Origin of the sequence: Longimicrobium sp., from assembly GCF_048594345.1 — a bacterium.
GTDB lineage: Bacteria > Gemmatimonadota > Gemmatimonadetes > Longimicrobiales > Longimicrobiaceae > Longimicrobium.
In genome coordinates this window covers 14,003-36,468 of sequence record NZ_JBMDXM010000281.1, presented here as the reverse complement: position 1 = coordinate 36,468, position 22,466 = coordinate 14,003, and the positions used below count along the sequence as shown (strand labels likewise).

General features: G+C 70.6%; 17 protein-coding genes. 4 read left to right on the top strand and 13 right to left on the bottom strand.

Annotated features, from left to right (window positions below; genetic code table 11):
• Positions 1-521: 521 nt before the first annotated feature.
• From ACOJUJ_RS29435 to ACOJUJ_RS29400, 8 genes are all read right to left on the bottom strand, one after another.
• Entirely contained in the window at positions 522-2,423 is a 1,902-nt protein-coding gene (locus ACOJUJ_RS29435; RefSeq protein WP_420130503.1) for a hypothetical protein, read from the bottom strand.
• 518 nt (positions 2,424-2,941) lie between these two features.
• Complete coding sequence (locus tag ACOJUJ_RS29430) at positions 2,942-4,870, bottom strand: hypothetical protein (RefSeq protein WP_420130502.1); 1,929 nt, start codon at positions 4,868-4,870, stop codon at positions 2,942-2,944.
• Positions 4,871-4,997: 127 nt separating this feature from the next.
• The gene (locus tag ACOJUJ_RS29425) at positions 4,998-5,558 is read right to left on the bottom strand and encodes a YdeI/OmpD-associated family protein (RefSeq protein WP_420130501.1); all 561 of its coding nucleotides are present in this window, start codon (positions 5,556-5,558) and stop codon (positions 4,998-5,000) included.
• A gap of 11 nt (positions 5,559-5,569) precedes the next feature.
• Complete coding sequence (locus ACOJUJ_RS29420; RefSeq protein ID WP_420130500.1) at positions 5,570-6,472, bottom strand: NAD(P)H-hydrate dehydratase; 903 nt, start codon at positions 6,470-6,472, stop codon at positions 5,570-5,572.
• Positions 6,469-7,233, bottom strand: coding sequence for a histidine phosphatase family protein (locus ACOJUJ_RS29415; RefSeq protein ID WP_420130499.1), 765 nt, complete (start codon positions 7,231-7,233; stop codon positions 6,469-6,471). The genes ACOJUJ_RS29420 and ACOJUJ_RS29415 overlap by 4 nt, the downstream gene beginning before the upstream one ends.
• Positions 7,234-7,319: 86 nt before the next feature.
• Positions 7,320-7,823: a DinB family protein gene (locus tag ACOJUJ_RS29410; RefSeq protein ID WP_420130498.1), complete on the bottom strand. Its 504-nt coding sequence runs from the start codon at positions 7,821-7,823 to the stop codon at positions 7,320-7,322.
• 935 nt (positions 7,824-8,758) lie between these two features.
• A complete protein-coding gene (locus ACOJUJ_RS29405) occupies positions 8,759-9,526 on the bottom strand; it encodes a hypothetical protein (RefSeq protein WP_420130497.1) in 768 nt (255 codons plus the stop codon).
• Positions 9,527-9,569: 43 nt separating this feature from the next.
• The gene (locus ACOJUJ_RS29400) at positions 9,570-10,139 is read right to left on the bottom strand and encodes a 2OG-Fe(II) oxygenase (RefSeq protein WP_420130496.1); all 570 of its coding nucleotides are present in this window, start codon (positions 10,137-10,139) and stop codon (positions 9,570-9,572) included.
• A gap of 374 nt (positions 10,140-10,513) precedes the next feature.
• Here ACOJUJ_RS29400 and ACOJUJ_RS29395 point away from each other — a divergent pair, with 374 nt between their 5' ends.
• Both ACOJUJ_RS29395 and ACOJUJ_RS29390 read left to right on the top strand, forming a co-directional pair.
• A complete protein-coding gene (locus ACOJUJ_RS29395) occupies positions 10,514-11,350 on the top strand; it encodes a ferritin-like domain-containing protein (RefSeq protein WP_420130495.1) in 837 nt (278 codons plus the stop codon).
• 28 nt (positions 11,351-11,378) lie between these two features.
• Positions 11,379-12,422 carry a ferritin-like domain-containing protein gene (locus ACOJUJ_RS29390; RefSeq protein WP_420130494.1) on the top strand — a complete coding sequence of 348 codons (1,044 nt, stop codon included), beginning with the start codon at positions 11,379-11,381 and terminating at the stop codon, positions 12,420-12,422.
• A gap of 95 nt (positions 12,423-12,517) precedes the next feature.
• Here ACOJUJ_RS29390 and ACOJUJ_RS29385 read toward each other — a convergent pair whose 3' ends face one another.
• The 3 genes from ACOJUJ_RS29385 to ACOJUJ_RS29375 all read right to left on the bottom strand — a co-directional run bounded on the left by ACOJUJ_RS29385 (position 12,518) and on the right by ACOJUJ_RS29375 (position 16,537).
• On the bottom strand, positions 12,518-12,814 hold the full coding sequence (locus ACOJUJ_RS29385; RefSeq protein ID WP_420130493.1) for a YciI family protein: 297 nt from the start codon (positions 12,812-12,814) through the stop codon (positions 12,518-12,520).
• Positions 12,815-13,405: 591 nt separating this feature from the next.
• Entirely contained in the window at positions 13,406-15,478 is a 2,073-nt protein-coding gene (locus ACOJUJ_RS29380; protein ID WP_420130492.1) for a GAF domain-containing sensor histidine kinase, read from the bottom strand.
• A 165-nt stretch (positions 15,479-15,643) separates the two neighbouring features.
• Complete coding sequence (locus ACOJUJ_RS29375) at positions 15,644-16,537, bottom strand: NmrA family NAD(P)-binding protein (protein WP_420130491.1); 894 nt, start codon at positions 16,535-16,537, stop codon at positions 15,644-15,646.
• Positions 16,538-16,989: 452 nt separating this feature from the next.
• Between ACOJUJ_RS29375 and ACOJUJ_RS29370 the strand changes: the two genes are divergently transcribed.
• A complete protein-coding gene (locus ACOJUJ_RS29370) occupies positions 16,990-18,006 on the top strand; it encodes a 6-bladed beta-propeller (protein ID WP_420130490.1) in 1,017 nt (338 codons plus the stop codon).
• A 114-nt stretch (positions 18,007-18,120) separates the two neighbouring features.
• Positions 18,121-18,351 carry a hypothetical protein gene (locus ACOJUJ_RS29365; RefSeq protein WP_420130489.1) on the top strand — a complete coding sequence of 77 codons (231 nt, stop codon included), beginning with the start codon at positions 18,121-18,123 and terminating at the stop codon, positions 18,349-18,351.
• A 221-nt stretch (positions 18,352-18,572) separates the two neighbouring features.
• Here ACOJUJ_RS29365 and ACOJUJ_RS29360 read toward each other — a convergent pair whose 3' ends face one another.
• Together ACOJUJ_RS29360 and ACOJUJ_RS29355 are read right to left on the bottom strand one after the other, a co-directional pair.
• The gene (locus tag ACOJUJ_RS29360; protein WP_420130488.1) at positions 18,573-20,696 is read right to left on the bottom strand and encodes a helicase-associated domain-containing protein; all 2,124 of its coding nucleotides are present in this window, start codon (positions 20,694-20,696) and stop codon (positions 18,573-18,575) included.
• The gene (locus ACOJUJ_RS29355; RefSeq protein ID WP_420130487.1) at positions 20,693-22,402 is read right to left on the bottom strand and encodes a DNA repair helicase XPB; all 1,710 of its coding nucleotides are present in this window, start codon (positions 22,400-22,402) and stop codon (positions 20,693-20,695) included. The genes ACOJUJ_RS29360 and ACOJUJ_RS29355 overlap by 4 nt, the downstream gene beginning before the upstream one ends.
• Positions 22,403-22,466: the final 64 nt, after the last annotated feature.

The window sequence follows — 22,466 nt, the reverse complement described above, 5'->3', positions numbered from 1 at the left end:
GACATCCCCCACCTGCACCCGACACCTGGGAAGCCCGCACCGCGAGATCATAGGAAACGGCACGTAAAACTCCGTTGACTCCGTTGACTCCGTGTGAGGCCCATTCTTTCGCGGAGCGTGGGATGCGGCAAAGCCCCAGAAGGAAACGCGGATGGCCCCTGCCGCATTCCATCTACCTCCCGTTTCCGACATCCCCACAAAAGACGGGTGCCTCGTCGACATCCCCCACCTGCACCCGACACCTGGGAAGCCCGCACCGCGAGATCCGAGGAAACGGCACGAGCAAACTCTGTTGACCCTGTTGACTCTGTGTGAGGCCCCATCCCCGAGCGGACGCATACGCCCCGTCCGGAGACGCCGGGTGTGGTGTATCCGTTGCCATCCATCGACCGATCCGAAAAAAGCTCCCATGCGAAAGGCGCGGAGAACGCGGCGATCTTGCCACGTGTCTCCGCGCCTTCGCGTGAGAGCGCTGATCTTCTCCCCGGGCGCCGGCTCAGGCCGCCCGGCCCAGCTGCCTGTTACGGCGCCCGCTCCACCGCCACCGGCGCGAGGACGGCGCCGAAAGTGGTGGCGTTGCCCAGCTGGCCGTAGGTGTTGTCGCCCCAGCACTCCACGCGGCCGGCCGCGGTGCGGCCGCAGGCCTGGCGAAAGCCGGTCGTGATCTCCACGTAGGCGCTGCCGGCCTGCTGCACCGCCACCGGCGTGAGCCGGTCCGTACCGGCGTTGTCGCCCAGCTGCCCGGACGTGCCGTGCCCCCAGCACCAGGCCTGTCCCGCGGCCGTCAGCCCGCAGGCGTAAAAGCCGCCGGCGCTCACCTGGACAAACTTCGTGGCGCCCTGCTGGACGGCCACCGGCGTATTCCTGGAGACATCGGTGCCGTTCCCGAGCGAGCCGTTGCCGTTGTATCCCCAGCAGTACGCCTGCCCCGTAGTGGAGAGGGCGCAGGTAAGGAGGTGGCCGCCGCTCATCTGCACGTACCTTTCCGTCCCCTGCCGCACCCGGACGGGCGCGCCGCGATGCTGAAAGGTGCTGTCGCCGATCTGCCCGCCGTCGTTGGCGCCCCAGCAGAGCACCAGCCGCGGCGTGGACCGGGCGCAGTAGTGCGTCCATCCGCCGGTGATGTCTTCGTACGCGATCCCGCGCTGGTTCACCTGCACCGGGACGTGGCGGTTCACCACCGTGCCGTCGCCCAGCTGCCCGAAGCCGTTGAAGCCCCAGCACCAGGACTGTCCCGCCGCCGTCTGGCCGCAGGTGGACCCCAGCCCCGCGGTAATCCGGACGAACGCCGTCCCGCCCTGCTGCACGGCCACGGGGCTGTTCTGCGCGGTGGTGGCGTTGTTGCCCAGCGCGCCGCTCCAGCCGCTTCCCCAGCAGTACGCCTGCCCCGCGGCCGTGAGGGCGCAGGTGTGATGGGAGCCCGCGGCCACCTGGACGAACAGCTGGCTCGTGGCGACACGCGTGGGGGTGTTGCGGCTGGTGAAGGTGTTGTCGCCCAGCTGCCCGTCGGCGTTCTGCCCCCAGCAGTACACGCGGCCCGTGGAGGCCAGGCCGCAGGTGTGGCTTTCTCCCGCGGCGACCTGCGTGAACGGCGAGCCCACCTCGATGCGCGCGGTGGCGGAGAGCGTGCCCGACGTCGCCGTCACGGTGCTCGTGCCGGACACGGCGGCGCCCGTCAGCGCCGAACCCGCGATCGTTGCCACGGACGAGTCCGCGACGCTCCAGGTGACGGGGGATGAGGATGCCGTGACGTCCTGGCCCACCGCGTTGCGCACCACCGCCTTGAGCGTCCGCGTGCCGCCGCGGTCCACCCGCAGGATGGAGCCCTGCGGAATCTCCACCCATCCCCGCGGATACTGCACCGACGCGGCGACGCGCAGGGTGTAGCGAAAGCTGTTCACCGTGGCCGGAACGGTGAAGCTCCACTGCCGCGGCGCACTGACCTCGTTCGGCCGCAGCGCCTGCGGGTATCGGTAGAACTGCTGGCCCGCCCGCGTAAGCCTTCCCGTCTCCGCGCCGTTGACCGTGACCGTCCCCGTTCCGCTGGTCACCACCGGCGGATCGGTGAAGAAGATGCGCACCCCGGCGCCGTCGTACTCGCCGCTTGCGGAAACGCCCAGCGTCTGAGGCACCAGGTTCTGCGCCGTGACGTCGAAGGTAAGGACATCCTCGGCGTAGCTGGTGCTGCCGGTCGCCAGGCGCACCCAGGACGTCGAGTCCGCCGCCTGGCCCGTCCGGTCGACGCACGAGACGGTGCGCGCGGAGACGTTGACGGTGCAGGTGAGCGCCTGGACCGCGATCTCGGCCCGGCTCTCCGACCCCGGCGGCGCGATGAGCGGTGATTCGTCGGTACATGCCGCGAAAACGGCGAGCAGTCCCAGCGGCAGGACCCTGCCGAAGGAGGAGGCGAAAACGGAGCGCATGGGAGACGTGCGTAGAGGAGAAAGCAGGAAAGGCCGACAATTATGTGCCCAAACACGCTCCGGGGCAACCCTGTGGGAGAAACACCCGTTCCGGCGGGGGCACGGCCGCGATCCCAAATCCTCCAGCTCATACGCGGAGTCAGGGGTCGACGGTTTTGATCTTTACCGTTGACCCCGTGTGATACGGAATCCGGAAAAACAACATCGGAAGGTACAGAGGGACCAAGAACAGCCAGAGGAACAGAGGCGATCCTTCCGTCCTCTGTCCCTCTGGCTGTTGTCTGTTCCTCTGTACCCTGGCCTTTGTTTCCCGTAATGCGACTTGAGGTGAGGTGTTTTTCCGGATCCGGTGTGCGACGGTCTTTTCCATGATCCGGGATCGGGCGCACAGTGAACAGCGAGATCGGCATGATATGAGAAGATGAAACGCGCCACATCCGCGACGTCGCGAAAACCGCCGCCGGCCCGGGAGGCTGGCGGCGGTTTCGCGCGCGGAGGGCAGTGGCCGCGGACCGGACCTACGGCGCCGGGTGCACCGCCACGGGCACAGGCTGGCGGACCTGGGTGCCGTTGCCAAGCCCGCCCCAGGTGTTGGAGCCCCAGCAGTAGACCCGCCCCGCGGCGGTGCGGCCGCAGGTCTGGAATCCGCCGGTGCTCAGCTCCACGAACGCAATGCTTCCCTGCTGCACGGCGACGGGCGTGTTGCGGGACGTGCGCGAGTTGTCGCCCAGCTGCCCGTCCCCGTTCGCCCCCCAGCACCACGCCTGGCCGGCGGAGGTCCGGGCACACGTAAAATCGCCCCCCGCGTTGATCTCGGCGTAGGCGGCGGCACCCTGTGCCACGGGCGCGGGTGCCCGGCGGTGGGTCCCGGTGCCGTCGCCCAGCTGTCCGCGCGCGTTCCAGCCCCAGCAGTACGCCTGGCCCGCGGGTGTGCGGGCGCAGCTGTAGCTCAGTCCCACCTCGATCCCGGCAAACCGTGCGTCCCCCTGGTGCACGTTCACCGGTGCGTTGCGCTGCGTGATCGTATTGTCGCCCAGCTGTCCGCCCAGGTTGCTCCCCCAGCAGTACGTGAGCCGTGCCGAGGCGCGGGCGCAGGTGTGTCGTTGCCCAAGGCTTACGTCCAGGTACGGCGTGCCGCGCTGGTATACCGGCACGGGAGTCAGGCGATCGGTCCCGGAGGTGTTGTCGCCCAGCTGCCCCCAGCGGTTGCTGCCCCAGCAATGGACCTGCCCCTGGGCCGTCCGGGCGCAGGTGTGGCTCTCGCCCGCGCTGATCTCCACGAACGCCAGGGATCCCTGCTGCACGGCCACGGGCGTAAGCCGCCGCTGCCGGGTGTTGTCGCCCAGCGTCCCGAACTCGTTGGCGCCCCAGCACCAGGCCTGCCCCGCGGCCGTGAGCGCGCAGGTGTGGTTCCACCCGGCGGTGATGCGCACGAAGCGCGTGGCTTCCTGGTGCACGTCAACCGGGACCAGGCGGCGCATCTGCGTGCGGTCGCCCAGCTGCCCGTCGGAGTTCTTTCCCCAGCAGTAGGCCAGGCCACCTTCCGTCAGCGCGCACGTGTGGTACTCCCCCGCCGCCATCTGGACGAACGGCGCTCCTACGACGATCCGCGCGCTTGCGGACAGCCCGCCCGTAGCCGCCGACACCGTGGACATTCCGGAGACGGAGGCGCCCGTCAGCGTGGCTCCGTCAACCGTCGCCACGGAGGCGTCCTCCACGCTCCAGGTGACCGGTCCCGCCGACGCCGTGACGTCGCGCCCCAGCGAGTCGCGCACCACGGCCTTGAGCGCGCGGGTGGCGCCCCGCTGCACCCGCAGGATGGAGCCGCCGGCGATCTCCAGCCATCCCCTGGGATGCTGGACGGAGGCGGCCACCAGCACCTTGAACTGAAAGCTGACCACCGTCCCGGGAACGGTAAAGCTCCACGGCCGCGGAGCGCTGGTCTGGTTGGGCGCCAGCGTACCCGGGTAGCGGTAGAACCGCTGTCCCGGCGCGGTGAACGTGCCCGTTTCGGCGCCGTTCACCGTGACGGTGCCCGTCCCCTCCGTCACCGTCGGCAGCTCCGCGAAGAACACCCGCACGCCGCCGCCATCCGGCTGCCCGCTCCGGTCCACGCCCAGCGTCTGCGGGATCAGGTTCTGCACGGTCGCGTCGTAGGTCAGGATCTCGTCCGCGTAGCTGCTGGCGCCGTTGGTCAGGCGCACCCACCGGCCCAGCGGGTTCAGGACGATGCGGCTGATCCCCCCCACCGGCTCACCCGCGCCGTCGCCGCAGGTGACGGTACCGGCGCGTACGTCGGCGGTGCACGCCAGCGCCTGGATCTCGACCGCCGCGCCGCTCTCCGCGGGGAGCGGCGCGACCGGTGACGACGGATCATCGCACGCCGCGGACATCGCGAGCAGGGCCGCGACCGGAAGGGCACGGCGGAGGGATGGGAACGGGGACATCGGTGCTTCCACGACGCGGGAGAAAGGAGGGAAACCCAAATCTAACACTACGTACAGCGCGGCGGTACCCGTGGGATGAACGCCGGCCCGCGTGGGGGCGAACCGGCGTTCGGGGTGCGGCGGCGGGTCAGTAGAACGCTTCGATCCCGAAGCCGTACTGCTTTCCTTTGCTGGATTTTTCGATCAGGTTGCGCAGCCGCTTCCCGAACTCGTCCGGATCGGCCCGGGCGGAGTCCACGTGGGCCACGCGGATGCGCAGGTACGGCGCCGGCCAGCCCTGCAGGTTGCTCCACGCGGGCTCGTTGTCCCGCAGCGCCTGGCGGATGTCCGCCGGAACCTGGAAGGGCTGGTCCAGCAGGTCGCCGATGCTCTCCAGGACCTCGGGGAGCACCTTGCCCTGCGCGATCATCCTGCGCAGCCGCTCCTGGTTGGTCTGCGAGTAGGGGATCCCCGGCCGGCGCGGCGTATAGCGCTGGGCGGTGTGGTCGTCGTCCAGCCCCTTCTGGGTGCTGTCGATCCACCCGAAGCACAGCGCCTCTTCCACCGCGTCGGCGTAGGGGATGCGCGGCTTGCCGGAACGCTTCTGGGGATAGACGAGCCAGATCTCCTTCTCCGTCCGGTAATGTTCCGCCAGCCAGGCGCGCCACTCGTCGCGGGTCGTCGCGTACAGCGTCCGGGTGATCTCCATCGGTCTGTGGATCAGGGTGAGGAGCGGGTGGACTGCGTCTTGTGGAGGATGCGCGGCACCTCGGCCGCCAGCTCGCGCGCCAGCAGGCCGATGGGACCATGGCGCAGCCCCAGCGCGTTGCCGGCCTCGCCGTGAAGAAAGACGCCCCACACAGCCGCGCGCAGCGGGTCCGCGCCGCGCGCCAGCAGCCCCGCGACAATGCCGCCCAGCACGTCGCCCGATCCGGAGGTGCCCAGCCCGGCGCCGCCGCGCGTGTAGCGATAGATCTCCCCATCCGGCGCGGCGATCACCGTCTCCGCGCCCTTGAGCGCCACCGTCGCGCCAAACCGCTCCGCCGCACGCCGGGCCGTATCGTCCGGATCCGCCTCCACGGCGTCGCGCTCCATCCCCAGCAGCTGCGCCATCTCGCCGGCGTGCGGGGTGAGCACGGCGCGGCCCTCCAGCTTCACCAGCGCGCGCGGATCGCCGCGCAACGCGGCCAGGCCTCCTGCGTCCAGCACCACCGCGGGGGTGCGGATGCGCTTCAGCACGCCGCGGGTCAGCCGCGCCGCCGCGTCCTCGTCCACCATCCCGGGGCCGATCAGCAGCGCATCCACGTTCTCGGCGAGCGCCGCGATGCCGCGGGCCGCGCGCGGGTTCAATCCATCGGTCCCCGAAGCCGGAAAGGCGAAGACGCGCGCCTCCGGCACCGCGATCGCCACGGCGGGCGCCACGGAATCCGCCGTGGCCAGCTGCAGCTTGCCGGCGCCCGCCCGCAGCGCCGACTCCGCCGCCAGCACCAGCCCGCCGGGGTTTTCCGTGCATCCGCCCACCAGCAGCACGCGGCCGCGCGCCTCCTTGTCGGCGGAATCGTCCAGCGCGGGAAGGGGAAGGCTGCGGATGCGCGCGGGGGTAAGCTGGGGCGGCCGCCTCACTTGGCGCCCGCCGGCTTGTCCGGCTTGGAGGTCACCGGTGCGCCGGCCTCGGTGAGCGGCGCGACAAAGTTGTACCGGTCCAGCTCCATCTTGCCGTGCGACCCCGCCTTTGAGTTGAACACGTAGGAGGTGATCGAGCAGTTGGCCACGTCCTCCTCCGCGTCGATCGCCAGGATCTGTTCCTCCGACATGCACTCCAGCAGGTAGCGCAGGCAGAGCACGACCACCTGGTGGCAGACGATGAGGACGCGGTCCTGGGCGTGGTGCAGGGAAAGCGTGTCCAGCGCGCTGCGCAGCCGCAGGATCACGTCGCACCAGCTTTCGCCGCCGGGGGGACGATGGTAGAACTTGCCCAGCAGCCGCCGGAACTCCGCTTGCTCGGGAAAGCGCTCGGCCACGCCGTGGCGGGTAAGGCGGTCCAGAATGCCGAACTCCTTTTCCCGCAGCCGCTCGTCGGCCTCGATGTCGATCCCCTCCCACGCCAGCCCGCCCGCGTCGCGGACGAACTCCGCCGTCCGCATGGCCCGCACGTAGGGGGAGGAGAGGACGACGGTGGGCCGCTCGTCCGCCGGCAGCGCGGCAAACCAGCGGCCCAGGGCGGCGGCCTGCTCCTCACCCAGCGCGCTCAGCGGCACGTCCACGTCGCGCAGCTCGATGTCGATCATCGCCAGCCCCGCCAGGTGCGCGGCGTCGGACGCCACGTTCCCCGCGCTCTGCCCATGCCGCACGATCCACAGCACCTCCGGCCATCTGCGCGCCATCCCGTCCCCTCAGCTAGGTGTTTTTCTTTCGCGGCGGGGCAGGGAGCGTACCACGCGGACGGCGGACGGCCTCCGTCAACCCGCGATCAGAACTTCTCGTCCGCCGTGGGGCCGTACATCGACGGCACCGGCTCATCCACCAGGCGCAGGTACACACCCAGTTGCGCGCGGTGGTGCACCAGGTGGTTGAGCATGGACGTGCGCAGCATGTGGTAGCGGCTGGCGGTCTGCACCACCTCGCCGCGCGCCTTCATGGTCCACGGCGCGTCGAAGTCCGCGTCGCTCCCGGCGGCGATGGCCACGCGCCCCGCCGCCACGTTGCGGTCGAACTCCGCCAGCAGCGTTTCGGTGGTTTCGATGCTGTACCCCGGGCCGCCGCCTTCCTTCGGCGCGATGTCCAGCTCCGGCATCTGCATGATCATGGTCGCCCAACTGGGCATCCTCGACACCAGCTGGGCCAGGTGCGCCATGGCGAACGACTTGGGATGCGGCTTCCACTCGCCCTTGTCGCTGGGCACGCGCTCCAGCACGTGGCGGGTGGTGGCCATCTCCACGTCCCACTCGGGAAGCAGCATCTCGGCGATCGGCATGGAAGGTTCCTGGGCTGACGAGGTTCGCGATGCAGGCAAAGCCGCCTGGACGAGTTCCGCGCCCCACCGGAACGTCCCCGTGCGGCGCGGGGACATCATACGCGGCCGATCGGCCGTGCGGAACCGCCGTCCGTCCACGGGAATGATGCCGATTGAGAATCTGATCCGGTCGTCGCGAGCCCCGCGCCTGAGCGAATGAACCGGGGCTCGGTGAGTGCCGACGCGGATCTGGCGGAAGGTGTCATTCTGAGCGAGGCGCATGCACGGTCCTGTCGGGAACGCACGCAAGCCTGTGCGCCGACCGAAGAATCTGCCGGATGGGCCCACCACCCTGTCGGCTACGATCGGCCCTGGCGCGAGGCGCCCGCCCGTTTCCGAACGAGCTTCTTCAGTCGGCATACCGTGCGGAAGGTGTCACCCTGGGAGGGTGTTGGGAAACCTCAGTTCTTCGTACAAAGCGCACAGTCATCCTGAGGGAGCGCCACGCGGAACCTTCAGGAACACAAGAGCTTACGCGCGACCGAAGGACCTTCTTTCCGCCACCGTCAGGCCAGATGCGGGGCATGAAGCCGGCCTCACGCTTCTGCCGGCAAGGTCCTTCGGTCGGCGCCAGAGGTTTGTGTATGAGCAGGTTATGGAGCGGCGCCTCCCTCAGGATGACTGGGACGATTCGAGGTTGCTCAACCCCTGAGCGAGGCGCACGCATCGTCCTGTCAGGAACGCACTCAAGCCTGTGCGCCGACCGAAGAATCTGCCGGATGGGCCCACGATCGCGTCGGCTACGATCGGCCCGGGCGCGAAGGCCGCCCGTTTCCGAAAGAGATTCTTCGGTCGGCGCACCGGAGGTTCGTGCGTTGCCGCAGCCACGTGGCGGGCGCCTTCCTCAGAATGACATTGATCGTCCATCCACTTCGACGTCAGGTCGAAGGCGCCGCTCACGGGCCGCGAAGGCGCGGATCGTCCAGCCGCGGCTGGATGCGCAGGTTGCGGAGCGACAGGTCGAAGTACGGCGCGCCGTTCATGGTGATGCGGATGGTGGCGGGCCAGCGGATGCCCTGCGCCTGTAGCGACCCGCTCAGCCACAAGTCCTGCCGCACGGGAGAGCCGCCGCCGGCATCCTGCACCGTCGTGCGCAGGTGCGCCAATCGGCCGCTTCCGTCGAAGTACAGCTCCACCGCCGGCCGGCCCGGCCGCTCCGCGCGGAACCCTGCCTGCCCCAGTGAGTCCGCCGCGACGGCGGTGAGCGTGACCTCCGCGTCGCGCAGCGAAACCAGCCGCATCACCTGGTACAGGTAGAACTCGTCGCGCTCGTTGGCGAGCATGGCGTCCGGCATGGGCGACAGCTCCGTTCCGCGCGCGATCCACCCGCGCGGCGCGGCGACCACCAGCGCGCGCGTGGTTTCCGGCCCGCGCGTTACGTCGTACGTGGCCACGACGGCGGTGTCGGGCGGCTGCACGGCCCAGGTCCCCGCGATGCGCACGGTGCGTCCGCCCGCGTACACCGTCGCGTCGCCCTCCCACAACAGCGCGTTCGCCCGCCCCAGCGCCTCCGCGCCGCCCGCCTGCGTGATGGCGCGCTCCAGCAGCGCGCGCGGGCCCGACGCCGGCGCGGGCGAGGCGGGCGCGCAGGCCGCGGCGGCCAGGCAGAGCATCACCACGGTGCGGCGGGTGCGGGCGGGGGACAGCCTTCGCGGGTTCGGCATGCGGGGCAGGGGAGCGAGGGTCGATGATGGGGGCGACGTGCCGTCAGCGGAACCAGGTGGCGATGGTAAAGCGCACACCGTGGGTCACGGGCGTGACTTCGTGCGTGGTTTCCGCGCGAAACGTGACCAGCGTGCCGGGCCGGGCCTGCGCGGGGACGCGAAGCTGCGGACCGCTGTACGGGCCGTGAAAGACCAGTTCGCCGCCGCCGTACGTGCCCGCCGCCTCCTCGTCCGACCTCTGGCTGAGGAAGATGACGGCGGAGATGCGGCGGAAGCGCGAATCATCCCATATCATCGGCGTATTGCCGTCCTGGTGCGGCACAAAGTAGTCGCCCGTCTCGTAGCGCAGGAACTGCGGCTCCTCGCACTCGGTGACGGCCACGCCAAAGTGCGCCTCGATCTCCGCCTTTCGCTCCATCAGCCGCTCCTTCACCCGCGCGCGCGTTGCGGGCGAGACGGTGATGCGCGTGGTTTTGCGCGCCGCATCCATCCTGCCGCCCATGTCCGCGCTGAGCACGGTCGCCGGCGCCCCGTGCGCCGCGCGCAGCTCCGCGACGATCTCTTCGCGGGTCTGTGGATCCAGAAAATCGTCGATGTGCAGCAGGTCGATCATGCGATGGGGCGGGGGAGAGGGGTGTGACGGAGTGCGCCGGGCCACGGGGGATGCGGCCCGCCGCACAAGCTGACCCGCGGCGCGCCGGAGCGCCAGCCCCGCGGATGAGGGGCGTACCCCGGGGCCCATCCCGGCGCGCGCCGGGCATCCATGTCTGCGCTGCACTCAAGTTGGACAAACCTTGCCACACCGCCATCTGTTTCCATTCCGGTGACACGGTTCCCGGTGCCGAATCTGCGTTCGCCCCTCGCCCCCCGGCGCCCTGTACGCGCCGGAGATTCGGCGTGCCTCCGGGGTGGGGGTGCGGGGGAACGGTTGCGGCTAGCCACGCCGTTCCGCGACAAGGGGCTAGGAGCGAGGGGGGAGAGCGGGACATGCACAAGCAAGATGCGGAGCGGGAACCCACCATGGTCATCGCCAGCGCGACGGAGCTGCTGGGGCAGCCCACGCGGCGCGGCTTTCTGCGCACGCTGCTGGCGGGCGGGTCGGTGGTCCTGCTGCCTTCGGTGTTCGCCGCCTGCGACGACGACGGCGACGACAACCCGCTGGGCCCCACGCCGGACCCGGTGACGGGGCTGCAGTTTGACCTGCGCACCGACGTGGGAATCTTTCAGCTGGTTCACCTGCAGGAGCAGATCGAGGCGGCGTTCTACATCGCCGTGGTGCGCAGCGACACCTTCGACAGCATGAGCGCCGCCGAGCGCGAGCTTCTCACCGACCTGCGCAACGTGGAGGTCATCCATCGCGAGTTCGTCCGTACGGCCCTGGGCGCCAATGCGCTCCCCGACATCCGCGGATCCATCAACCGCGACGTGCTGGACGACATCCTTTCCAGCCGCGCGGGGATCCTGCAGACGGCCAAGATGCTGGAGCACAACGGCGTGGCGGGGCTCAACGGGACGGCCAAGTACATCCAGGACGTGCGCAACCTGCTGGTGGCGGGCAAGCTGGCCTCGGTCGAGGCGCGGCACGCGGCCGCGCTGCGCGACGTGCTGCCGCCCGCCAACCAGAACGCCAACACCTCGTTTGCCGGCGACGACATCATCGACGCCAACGGGCGCGACGTAAAGCTGGAGGCGCAGCCCGTCCTTCAGAACGCCCTGGCGACCGGCCTGCCGCGCCCGGAGCTGCTGGGCAACCCGCCCATCGCCGCGCCGCCCACGCCGCAGCAGGGCGTGCCCACGCCGGACTTTTTCCCCGCCACCGTCTGAACGAGCCTGGAACTGGAGAGATAGATCGATGGACAACATGCAGCAGCCGATCCTGGACGGGATCGACCCCGAGATCATGGAGCGCCTGGTGACGCGCCGCGACGCGCTGCGCCGGGGCGCCTCCATGAGCGGCAAGCTGGTGGCGGGGCTGGCGATGGGCTCGGTGCCCGTGGCGCTGGCGGCGCTGGCCAGCGACACCTTTGCGCAGACGCCGGCCGACATGCTGGACGCCCTGCGCTTCGCCTTTCTGCTGGAAAACCTGGAGAACGAGTTCTACCGGGCGGTGCTGGGCACCAGCGCGGTGGCGGCGCAGAACGCGGCGTTCGCCACGGTGCGGGGACAGATCCCCGCGGCCGTGCGCGAGTCGCTGGCGCAGATCCAGAAGCACGAGCAGCAGCACGTGGACTTTATCGGCGCCGCCATCGGGCAGCTGGGGGGCGCGCCGGTGGCCATCACGGCGGCGGATTTCGACTTTACCGGCGGCAACGGCAGCGGCACGGGCCCGTTCGCTCGCGCCGGAACGGAGCTGGACTTTCTGCTTCTTACCGCGCAGGCGTTCGAGGACACCGGGGTGCGGGCGTACAAGGGCCAGGCGGGGCGGTTCCTGATCCCTGGCAACCCCACGGCCGACCTGATGCTGGAAAGCGCGGTGCGCATCCACTCGGTCGAGGCGCGGCACGCGTCCAAGCTCCGCCGCATCCGCCGGCAGCGGAACCCCAACGACGTGGTGCTGCGCTACGCCGGCTACGTGGTGGGCGGGGGCGCGGCGGCGGCGGGGGCCAGCGGCGTGGCCGACGCGCCGGCCGAGGTGGTGGCGGCGCTGAACCTGGTCTACGGCGGCGGCACGGGGCCCGTCTCGCGGCCGGAGAGCAACACGCAGCACGTGGTGTTCAACGGCACGGCCGAGGTGGTGATCGACGCGGCCACGCTCACGGGCATCGAGGTGATCGGCTCGCTGAACAATCAGGCGCTGGCGGCCACCATGGCGTTCGATGAAGCGCTCACCAAGGAAGAGGTGACGACGATCGTCGCGCCCTTCATCCGCAACGACCCCGCGCGCGGGCTGCCGTAAAGACGGGCTTCGGGTTTAAACGCGGAGGGCGCGGGGAGAAATCCCCCGCGCCCTTTTCGCGCCCGCTCCACCCCGTTCGTTCAGCGGCTGCGAGATCAGGGCCGCGTGGCGCCAAACGGCATGGGGTGGATCTCGAACGAAAAGCCCGCGTCCGCCCGGATCACCGGGTCCGCGTCGGTCGCTGCACGCACCTCCGCCTCGCTGCCGAACGTCACCACCGCGATGCCGAACACCTCCCGCGGATCGGCCACCACGCCAAAGGTGACCACGTGGCCGCGGCCCATCAGCTCTTTCCAGTAGATGGCGTGGCGCTGCATGAGCTGCCCCTCGTCCGGCGTCATGTCCTGCCCAAACGTGGGCCGCGGCGCCACCAGCTTGCAGAAGAAGTCCATTCGGTCGATGCGCGTGTAAAGGATGGTTGATACGCCCCGCCGTGGCCGTAGCGCGGCTGCGGCGGGACCCGGCTCATTGGATGCCGCCCGCCCACGCGTTGTTCGATGCCGCCGCGCAGCCGATTGCTCTCACCTCGATCGTGGAGCGGGGGTACGGTTCTCCAGATCGCGCATCAGGTGGTGCGATCGACGTAATCCGTTGCGGTCCGTAGATCATCCACCGATCCTCATCCCTCGTACCGGATCCCCTGGCGGGATCGCATTCCGCTGCCCAGGCGGGCGTAAGTGGCGGGAATGGTGTTCCCCCAAAAAACGCGGATGGCCCCCTGCCGCATTCCGTCTGCTTCCCGTTTCCGAAATCCTCACAAAAGATCCAGCCTCGTCGGCCGCCCTCACCTGCACCCGACACCTGGGAATCCCGAACCGAAATCAGAGGTACGGCACGTAAAACTCCGTTGACTCCGTTGACTCCGTGTGAGGCCCATTCTGTTGCGGAGCGTGGATGCGGCAAAGCCCCGGACGAAAACGCGGAGACGCGGAGAACACAGCGTCTCCGCGCCTCCGCGCCTCCGCGAGAAGGATTCTACGCGCTCAGCTCCCCGCCGCGAACGAGCCGCGGAAGCCGCTGAGGCAGGCGCGGGTGCGCTCGTCCAGCAGACGCTCCAGCGCCGACACCGCCGCCTCGCGCGCCTGCTGGTCGCCCGCCAGTGACTGCCCGAGCGCGGTAAGGCAGACGTCACGCACCAGGTCCACCTCGCGCACCAGCTGGGCCTCCGTCCACCCCAGCCGCTGCCGCTGCGCGCCGTGCAGTTCGCCGATCACCCGCTGAATGCGGCTGCCGTCCGCCAGCAGGCTCGAGGGCTCGCCGCCGTTGCCGGCCAGCACCGCCAGCGAGTTGGCCACGTCGATCACCAGCGTTCCCAGGTGGTCCGCCACGTCCACGTCGCTCATGTCGTCCGTGAACTCCAGCGCCTCGTCGGTGCGCGCCCGGCGCACGAACTCGTCCACCGTTTCCTCCACCCTGCGCATCAGCGACTCGCTGGCCGACTTGAGCCCCCGGCCCGCCGACGCGCGGCGGATCTCGTTGGCGGCGTGCCGCGGACCGTCCTCGGAGGGCGGGTCCGCGGGACGCGGCGGGGCGGCCGCCGCCGACGCCGCGGGAAGGCGCAGCGTAAAGGTGGCGCCCGGGCCGGCCCTGCGCTCCACCGTCACGTCGCCCCCCATCAGCCGCGCCAGCCGCCGGCTGATGGGCAGCCCCAGCCCCGTGCCGCCGTGGCGCCGTGTGAGCCCCGCGGCGCCCTGCACGAACGGCTCGAAGATGCGGTCCGCGTCCTCGGGCTTTACCCCCTCGCCGTTGTCGGTGACGATGAAGACCAGCGCCGAGCCCGCGTCGCCGTCGCCGGCGGGCTGCGCGCGGCACTCCAGGGTTACGCGGCCGCCGGCGGGGGTGAACTTGATGGCGTTGGAAAGCAGGTTCACCAGGATCTGCCGCACGCGGTACTCGTCGCCCACGTAGCGCAGCGCCGCGGCGCTGGCGGTTTCGTCCACCAGCGTGAGCAGCCGGCCGGACGCCTGCGGCCGCACCAGCGCCAGCGCGCCGCGCGCCGTCTCGGCCGCGTCCACCTCCTCGTGCGCCACCGCCAGCCGCGCCGTTTCGCTCTTGGAAAAATCCAGTACGTCGCCAACCAGGCGCAGCAGGTGGGTGGAGCTTTCCTGCGCGCGCTTCACGTACGAGCGCTGCGTGTCGCCCAGGGCGCCGCTCACGTCCATCTCCAGCAGCTGCAGGTAGCCGATGATGGCGTTCAGCGGCGTCTGCACCTCGTGCGTCATGGTGGACACAAACTCGTCGCGCGTGCGCAGCGCGGATTCCGCGGCGTCGCGGGCGTCGCGCAGGTGCTCTTCGGCGGTGGCGGCCTCTTCCAGCGCCATCTCGGCCTCGGCCAGCGCGCTTTCGGCGACGTCGCGGGCGTTTTCAGCCTCGCGGTGCAGGCGCGCGTTGTCCACCGCCATGGCCGCGCGGCGCGCCAGGTCCTCGGCCATCACCACGTCGATGTCGCCAAAGCGGCGGTCGTGTTCGGCGGTCACGAAGGTCATGGCCCCCAGCACGTTTCCCCGCGCCACCATCGGCACGATCACGTATGAGCGGATCCCCAGCTTGCGCAGCAGCTGCAGGTGCTCCTCGTCCTGCGCGGCGGCCACCAGCGCCGCGTCGGGAACGTCGAACACCATCTCCGGCCGGCTGGTGCGCACTACCCGCTGCGCGCCGATCAGGTCGCTGGCGCGCGGGGGATACCGCTCGTGCAGCGTGCGCGCGGCTTCCTGCTTCTCCGGATCCGGGTGCAGCACCGCGATCCGCCGGATCTCGCCGCTTTCCGTCAGCACGTCGACGATGCACCAGGCGTCCAGGTACGGCAGCGACATGCCGGCCACGGTGGTGAGCGTGGCTTCGTAGTCCAGCGAGTCGGCAAGGCAGCGGCTGGCCTCGGCCAGAAACGAAAAGCGGTCGCGGCTGGCCTCGGCAAGGTCACGCTCGCGCTCCGCGGACCGCAGCGCCGCGCGCTCCCGCGAAACGGACGGCGCGGCTTCGGACGGCGGCGCGGCGGGCGTGCCACCGGTGGCGTGTGGATCGGGTAAAGGCGTGCCCTGAAGGTCGTCGGTGCTCAACCGGTGCATCCCGCGCGTAGCAAGGTCGGCGGTCCCATGCGCACGCTTGGGCCGCGCGGCGGGATGAGCGTGCTTCGCTCACCAACGGTGCATATGCAAGTCCCTGTCCCTTGCGTGGAAGGCGGGTTCGGGGCCGGGTTCGGGGTGAGGCTGCGGCGGCGGAGGTCAGCGCGCCGCGAGCACGTCGCGCGCGGTGGTCCACCGCAGCTCCGGGTACCGTCCGTTGTCCAGCGGCTGCAGCGTTCCCAGCCCGCTGAACATGTTCTGCAGGTACTGCATTCCCTGCCAGGGCGGATACACCTCCTCCCGCTGCGGCGCCACCCTGCGCGCGACCCGGATCAGCAGGCGCAGCAGCCGCAGCCCGCCCGCGCGCAGCAGGCGGTAGCGCTCCCCGGTGATGTCGCTCATCAGCGCGGCCAGCTCGCGCGCGCTCACCTGGTCGCCGGCGATGCGCAACACGCGGGGCGTGGAGGGGTCCAGCGCCGCGGCGGCGGTGAACGCGGCCACGTCGTCCCGGGCGGTAAAGTCCATCCGCTGATCCGCGTTCTCCCAGTACATCACCCGCTTGCGCTTGAAGAGGATGATGGGCGCCACCCCCGTCAGCATGTCCGCGAACGCGCCGTTCAGGATGGACGTCGCCGCGATCGGCGCGCGGTCAAGCCGCTCCTTGAACTCGCGCCGCAGGTCCAGGTTGCGGTTGGACCCCGGCGGCAGGCGGGTGAAGTCGATGGCGAAGTCCGAGGGGATGAAGCGCGGCACCCCGGCCTCCACCGCCGCCTCCAGCAGCCGCGTCTGCGCCTCGACGATCACCTCGCGCAGGCCGCTGAGCGCCGACACCACGCACGCGGCCCCCGCGCACGCCGCGCGCATCGCCGCCGCGTCGCCGTAGTCCGCCTGAACCACCTGCGCGCCCAGGCTCCGCAGCCGCTCGAGCTTCTCCGGCGCCGTGCCCGGACGCACCAGCGCCCGCACCGTCGCCCCGCGCCCGGCCAGCTCCGTCGCGATCCGCCCGCCCAGGGCGCCGGTGGCCCCGGCAAGCAGGATGGTGGTATCGGTCATGGCTGGGGTCTCTTTCATCGGCGGCGAGGCACGTCGGCTGCGAGCCTGCCCCTCTGGCGAGACGCGTGCCCGAGTCGACTTCTTTCCCCGCGGGGTCGTCGGGCCGACGTGCCGCACCTCATCGAAGCACGTGCCGGCGGGTCGGGCGCGGCGACACGCCGGCGTGAGAGGAAGGTGCCGATGGGTAGCGCACGACGGGGGAAGGCGGTGTGTGATTCGTGCTGCCGCCGGATCGCTCGAAAGATTGTTCTTGACCACGTACCTGCCTCCGGCTACACATACGACGTTATGTCCCCCGGGTAGCGAAATCCCATATGCGGATGAAGCACGTAATCAGGTGCGGAGATGCACACGAAGTGAGGGGCCGGCGGGGTTTCCCGCTTTCTCGCCTCGCTCTCGTGCTCTTGCTCGCGTGTCCGGCTGCGCAGGCGGCGGCGCAGCAGCGGATTCGCATGCCGGCGCGGGACGAGGCGCTGCGCCGGGAGCCAAGAACGCTTTTCACCGTAGGTGCAGCCGACGGCCGGAGAAGCGACGTATTCGGCTCCGTCGCCGACGTCGGCTTCGACGGCGCGGACAACCTGTACGTTCTCGACCGGCTGAACGCACGCGTGGTGGTGTTCGATTCTACCGGGCGCCTGCTGCGCACCATGGGAAGGCGTGGCGGAGGGCCCGGCGAGTTCGGCGCGCCCCAGCAGATGGCGGTGACCGCCGCGGGCGATGTTTTTGTCTCGGACGTGGGGCGGCGGGCGCTCGTCACCTTTGCGGCCGACGGTACCGCAGGCATGGTGCAGTACCCCGGTGTATCCATGCTCATCGGAAGAACCCTCGCGCTGCATCCCCAGGGCGGCGTGGTGAGCCTGGCGATGGGCAACCCGGTTGCCCGGCACGCCGATGCGTTCGGCGAAGAGGTCCTGCTCTGGCTTCCTTCCCGGGGTGGCGCCGCGCGGCACGTCGCGACCGTGAGCACCCCCCGATCCCGGGCAACGCAAACGGGAGGGATGCGCGTTCACGCCCCGCCCGTCTTTTCTCCATCATTCCATTTCGCGGTGCTCCCTGGCGGCGTCGTCGCCGTGGTGGATGGCGCCACGTATTCCCTCCGCCTGCTCGACGGCGCCGGACGGGTTCTGCGGATCCTGGAGCGTCCGATCGCGCCGCGCAGGGTGACGGCCCGGGACCGGGAGTACGAGATGGAGCGGCGCTCCCGCGAGCTGTCGGACGGGGGCGGCCTGCGGCTGGTAGGCCCGCAGAGCGTCACCATGCCCGCCGCGGTGCGTCGGAGCATGGCCGAGCAGCTTCGAGACACGGAGTTCGCACGGGTGATGCCGGTGATCCGTCGCATTGGGGTGGACGCGGCGGGGATCCTGTGGATCGAGCGTGCCGGACCGGCGCTGGACCGACCCGGCGGTGTGGACCGTGCTTCCCGCCGCCTTCAGCCGGCGTGGAAGAGCCGCCTACATCCGCACGGATGAACTCGGCGTGCAACGCGTCACCGTCGTGCGCATCTAGCTCTGGCGGAGTTTCCGACGGGTGCCCGTCTCAGGCCTGTCTGTCGCGTTTCGTCACTCACTTCATCCGGAGGGTTCATGAGCATCAGGCGCCCCAACTTCATACGCTCCCTTGTGGGAGCAGCCATCGCGCTGGTGTTTGCCGCCGCACCCGCTTTGGCGGCGGCTCCGTCCAGCCCCGCGCCTGCCGCCTGTCTGCTGACTCCCGGCGTGTACGGCATCACGGACTCCTCCGGTGGGCTGGTCGGCATTCCGATCGTCTATCCCGATTGCCGGATGGAGGTGGTAAAGCGGCCGGAGATTACCTGACGTGCGGGACGAACGGGTCCGGCGTGGGAATCTCCACGATCTCTAGCGGTTGCACGTCCTCCGCGCGCTCGAAACTGAGGACGCGGCCCTTCTCATCCGGAACGGGAAAAAGGCTCCCTGGGCAGACGAGCCCAGGGAGCCTTGTGCCGGTTATCTCCCCACCCGAAGACCGCTTCACCGCTCAAATGTGCCGCCGAGAGCGACCGCTCCAGCCGGTGAGGCTATCGCCGCCCGCGTCCGCGTTTCGTGGCCGGCGCGGCAGCCGCCGTTTCATCGCCGCCCGTTCCGACGAAGATTCCCTTTTCGCGCAGGCGCTTGATCAGCGCGGCGCGCGTCTTGGCATCCGCATCCAGGCGCAGCAGGGTGGCGGTGACGGAGGTCACGTGCGCACCACCCAGCGCCCGTACCCGCCCGGCCGTCTCGGCGTCCGGGCAGTCGATCAGGACGGCGGGGGCGATGCGGATGGTGCGCACCGCCTTCATCCAGTCCTTTAGCTGCCGCTCGACGTTCGCCGGCACGCCGCCGCGCGCCACGGCTTCCAGCGTCTTGAGCAGCTGCGCGGTCGTCATCCCCTGCTCGGCCGCGCGCAGCACCGACGCGCGCGTCAGGCGTAAGAGCGCGCCCACGCCGCTCCCCGTGCGCTCGGCGATGCGCCCAAGCTCCGCCTCCGCCCGCGGCGCGGGGGCCAGAAACACGATCTCGAAGTCCGGCTGCACCACCACCTCGCCGCCGCCCGCTTCCGGCGGCAGCTCAAAGTCGTCCGCCGCGCCCAGCAGGTAGCGCCCGGCGTCCGTGAGGCCAAAGGCGACGCCGCCGTCTTCCATGCGGCCCAGGGTCGCGCATCCCAGCGGCACCAGCCGCCGCGCCAGGAACGTCAGAAGGAGGTTTGCCCAGACGTCTTCCCATCCCTCAATGGTTCTGGGCTCGCTGCTCCAGTACGACCGTGCGCGTACGCGCGGGCCGTCCGGCCCCACATAGGGGTTGTTCTCCCGCGCGTGGTAGCGGGCGAACTCGAGAAAGGGGACCAGTGCGCCGGGTGGAACGGAGAGAAAGGCGTCGGTGATCGAGGCGCGCGCATCCAGTCCGCGCGCCTCGACCTGGAACCCCAGGGCCGCGCCAAAGAAGTCCAGTCCGCCCGAGCTTCCGTACTCTGTGGGGTTGCGCTGCGGCAGCCCCCGCACCGCCGACAGCATCTCCTTGAGCCGCTCACCCTCTCCGCGCGCCAGCCACGCGCGCCCGGTGCGCGTGGCCTCGAGCCGCATCCGGTCCCCGGCGCTCTTCACGGCCGCCAGCTTAAGCAGGGAGGCAAACTGCACCGCCAGCTCCACGCGCGCGGCCGCTTCCTCGTTCCCGGGATCGGCCTCTCCGTCGTACTCGTCTTCGTCTTCATCACCCACGGCGAGCGCGCCGGTCGCGGCAAAGTGCTGCACCCACTCCGGGATGGCCGCCAGCCGGGCGGCGATGGCGCGCTGGGCGCGCACGTAGAGCGAGTGGTCCGACGCACGGATGGCGATGGGCTCCGTCGCCGCCTCCACCAGCAGCGCCGTCATGTCGCCCACGCGGAACGGCGCGGCGAACGTTTCCCGTACCTGCACGGGCTGGGGAGGCGGGACCGTGCCCGACATCCGCGCCGCCACCGCGGGGAGCAGCCCCACCACCGCCTCCGTGTCGCGGCCGATCGACACGAACACCAGCAGGTAGCGCAGCCCCGCCGCCAGCGCGGCGGCAACGTTTGCGGGCTTCGCGTCCGGCACCAGCGTGGCCAGGGAGCGCAACGGCACGCCGTGGGGATGGACGGACAGCGCCTGCACCAGTGCCCGTAGCGCCGCGGCCACGCCGGTGAACACCAGGCGCGGCTTTTCGCGGCCGGACTTCAGCTTATCCTCCCACGTCGCCAGCTTGGTCTGCGACCCGGCCGCGAGAAAGGCGCGCACCCACGCGGTGGACGACACCGTGTCCGCCGCCTGTTTGCGGTCCGCGGCGGTGTAGTAGCTGCGCCCGGGGATGGCGATGCGGTGCGACTGCAGCACGTCGAACTGGTCCGCCACGTACTCCTGCCGCAGCACGCCGCCGGGCCCGTGCAGGGGGCGCAGCCGGTCCGCCGCGCGCAGGGCAACCAGCAGCGGGCGCAGGGCGGGATCCAGTCCGTGCAGAGAGCCGCGGCCGGTGGGGGCGATCAACAGCCCCGCATCCCGCAACTCCGCGCCGGCGGCGCCCAGCGACGCCAGGTCGAAGCCCTGCCCGGGGGTAATGGTGAGAAACGCGCGGCGCGCGCCGGGCGAGAGCGCCTCCCACCGCGGCAGCGCGGCCAGCACCTCCTGCCAGTCCAGGTCGTGCAGCTTCACGCGGCCGCCCTTGCCATGGGCTCCGCCTTTGCCAGCTCCGCCGCGTCGGCGATGCGGTACTCGTAGCCCTGCTCGCACAGAAACAGCTGCCGCTTGAGCGCGTACTCCTGCTCTTCGGTGTCGGCGCTCACCAGCGTGTAGAAGTGGGCCTGGTTGGCGCCCTGCTTGGGGCGCAGGACGCGCCCCAGCCGCTGCGCCTCTTCCTGCCGGGAGCCGTAGGTGCCGGACACCTGGATGGCGACCGATGCGTCCGGCAGGTCCACCGCGAAGTTGGCCACCTTGCTGACGGCCAGCACGGGGATGCGCCCCTCGCGAAAGTCGCGGTACAGCTGGTCGCGCTTGCGCTGCGGCGTGGAGCCCTTGAGCAGGGGCACATCCAGCTCCGCGGCCAGCACATCCAGCTGCTCCACGTACATCCCGATCACCAGCGCCGGCTCTCCCGGGTGCCGCGCCAGGATCCGCCGGATGACGTCCAGCTTGGCGGGGTTCTCGGACGCCAGGCGGAACTTCTGCCGCTGCTCGGCGACGGCGTACGGCATCCGCAGCTCGTCGGGGAGGGGGACGCGCACCTCGGTGCACGCGGCTTTGGCGATCCACCCCTGGCCCTCCAGCTCCTTCCAGGGCACGTCCGCCTTTTTGGGGCCGATGAGGGCGAACACGTCGTCCTCGCGCCCGTCCTCGCGCACCAGCGTAGCCGTAAGCCCCAGCCGCCGCCGCGCCTGCAGCCCCGCCGTCACCTGAAACACGGGCGCGGGGAGCAGGTGCACTTCGTCGTACACGATGAGCCCCCAGTCGCGCCGGTCGAACAGGTCCAGGTGGCGAAACGGCCCGTCGCGGTCGTCGCGGTGGGTGAGCACCTGGTAAGTGGCCACCGTCACGGGGCGCACGTCCTTGACCTCGCCCGTGTACTCGCCCACCTGGTCGTCGTGCAGCGTGGTCTTGTCCAGCAGCTCCTGCTTCCACTGCCGCACGGCGGTCACGCTGGTGGTGAGGATGAGGGTGCTGCTTCCCGCGCGCGCCATGCACTCCATCGCCACCACCGTCTTGCCGGCGCCGCAAGGGAGCACCACCACCCCCGATCCCCCGCGCTCGCTGCCGCCCGCGTGAAACGCGCCCGCCGCGTCGGCCTGGTACGCGCGCAGGGCGAACGCCGCGCCCGCGCGTGTTTCGCCGCGGATGCCGATGGGCAGCGGCTCGCCCGGCGTGTAGCCGGCCAGGTCCTGCGCCGGCCATCCCGCCTTGACCAGCGCCTGCTTCAGCCGCCCGCGCTCCCCTGCCTCCACGCGGAACGCGGTGGCGCCCAGCCGCGCGCCCAGGTGCGCAGCGACCTTCTGGATGCGCGAAACCTCCTCCATCACCGCCGGCTCGTCGCAGGCCAGCACCAGCCCCTCGTCGTCGCGCTCCAGCCGCAGCCGGCCGTAGCGCGAGGCGGCGTCGCGGATGGTGCGCTCCACGTTGGCGGGAACGGCGTACTTGGCGTACTCGCGCAGCGCCCCGACAATCTCCTCGGGATCGGCGCCGGCGGCGCAGGCGTTCCACACGGAAAGCGGGGTGATGCGGTACGTGTGCACGTGCTCGGGCGACTTCACCAGCTCGGCGAAGCGCGCCAGCCGGTCGCGCGCCTCGCCAAAGCGGGGGCTGGCCACCTCGGCCAGCACGCTCTGGTCGCCCTGCACGATGAGCGGATTTTCGGGGCGGTACGTCATGGGTCCTGCGTGACCGGAAACGATGTGGAGGCTTCTGGGAAGCAAACGGGGAAAGAGTAGCGCG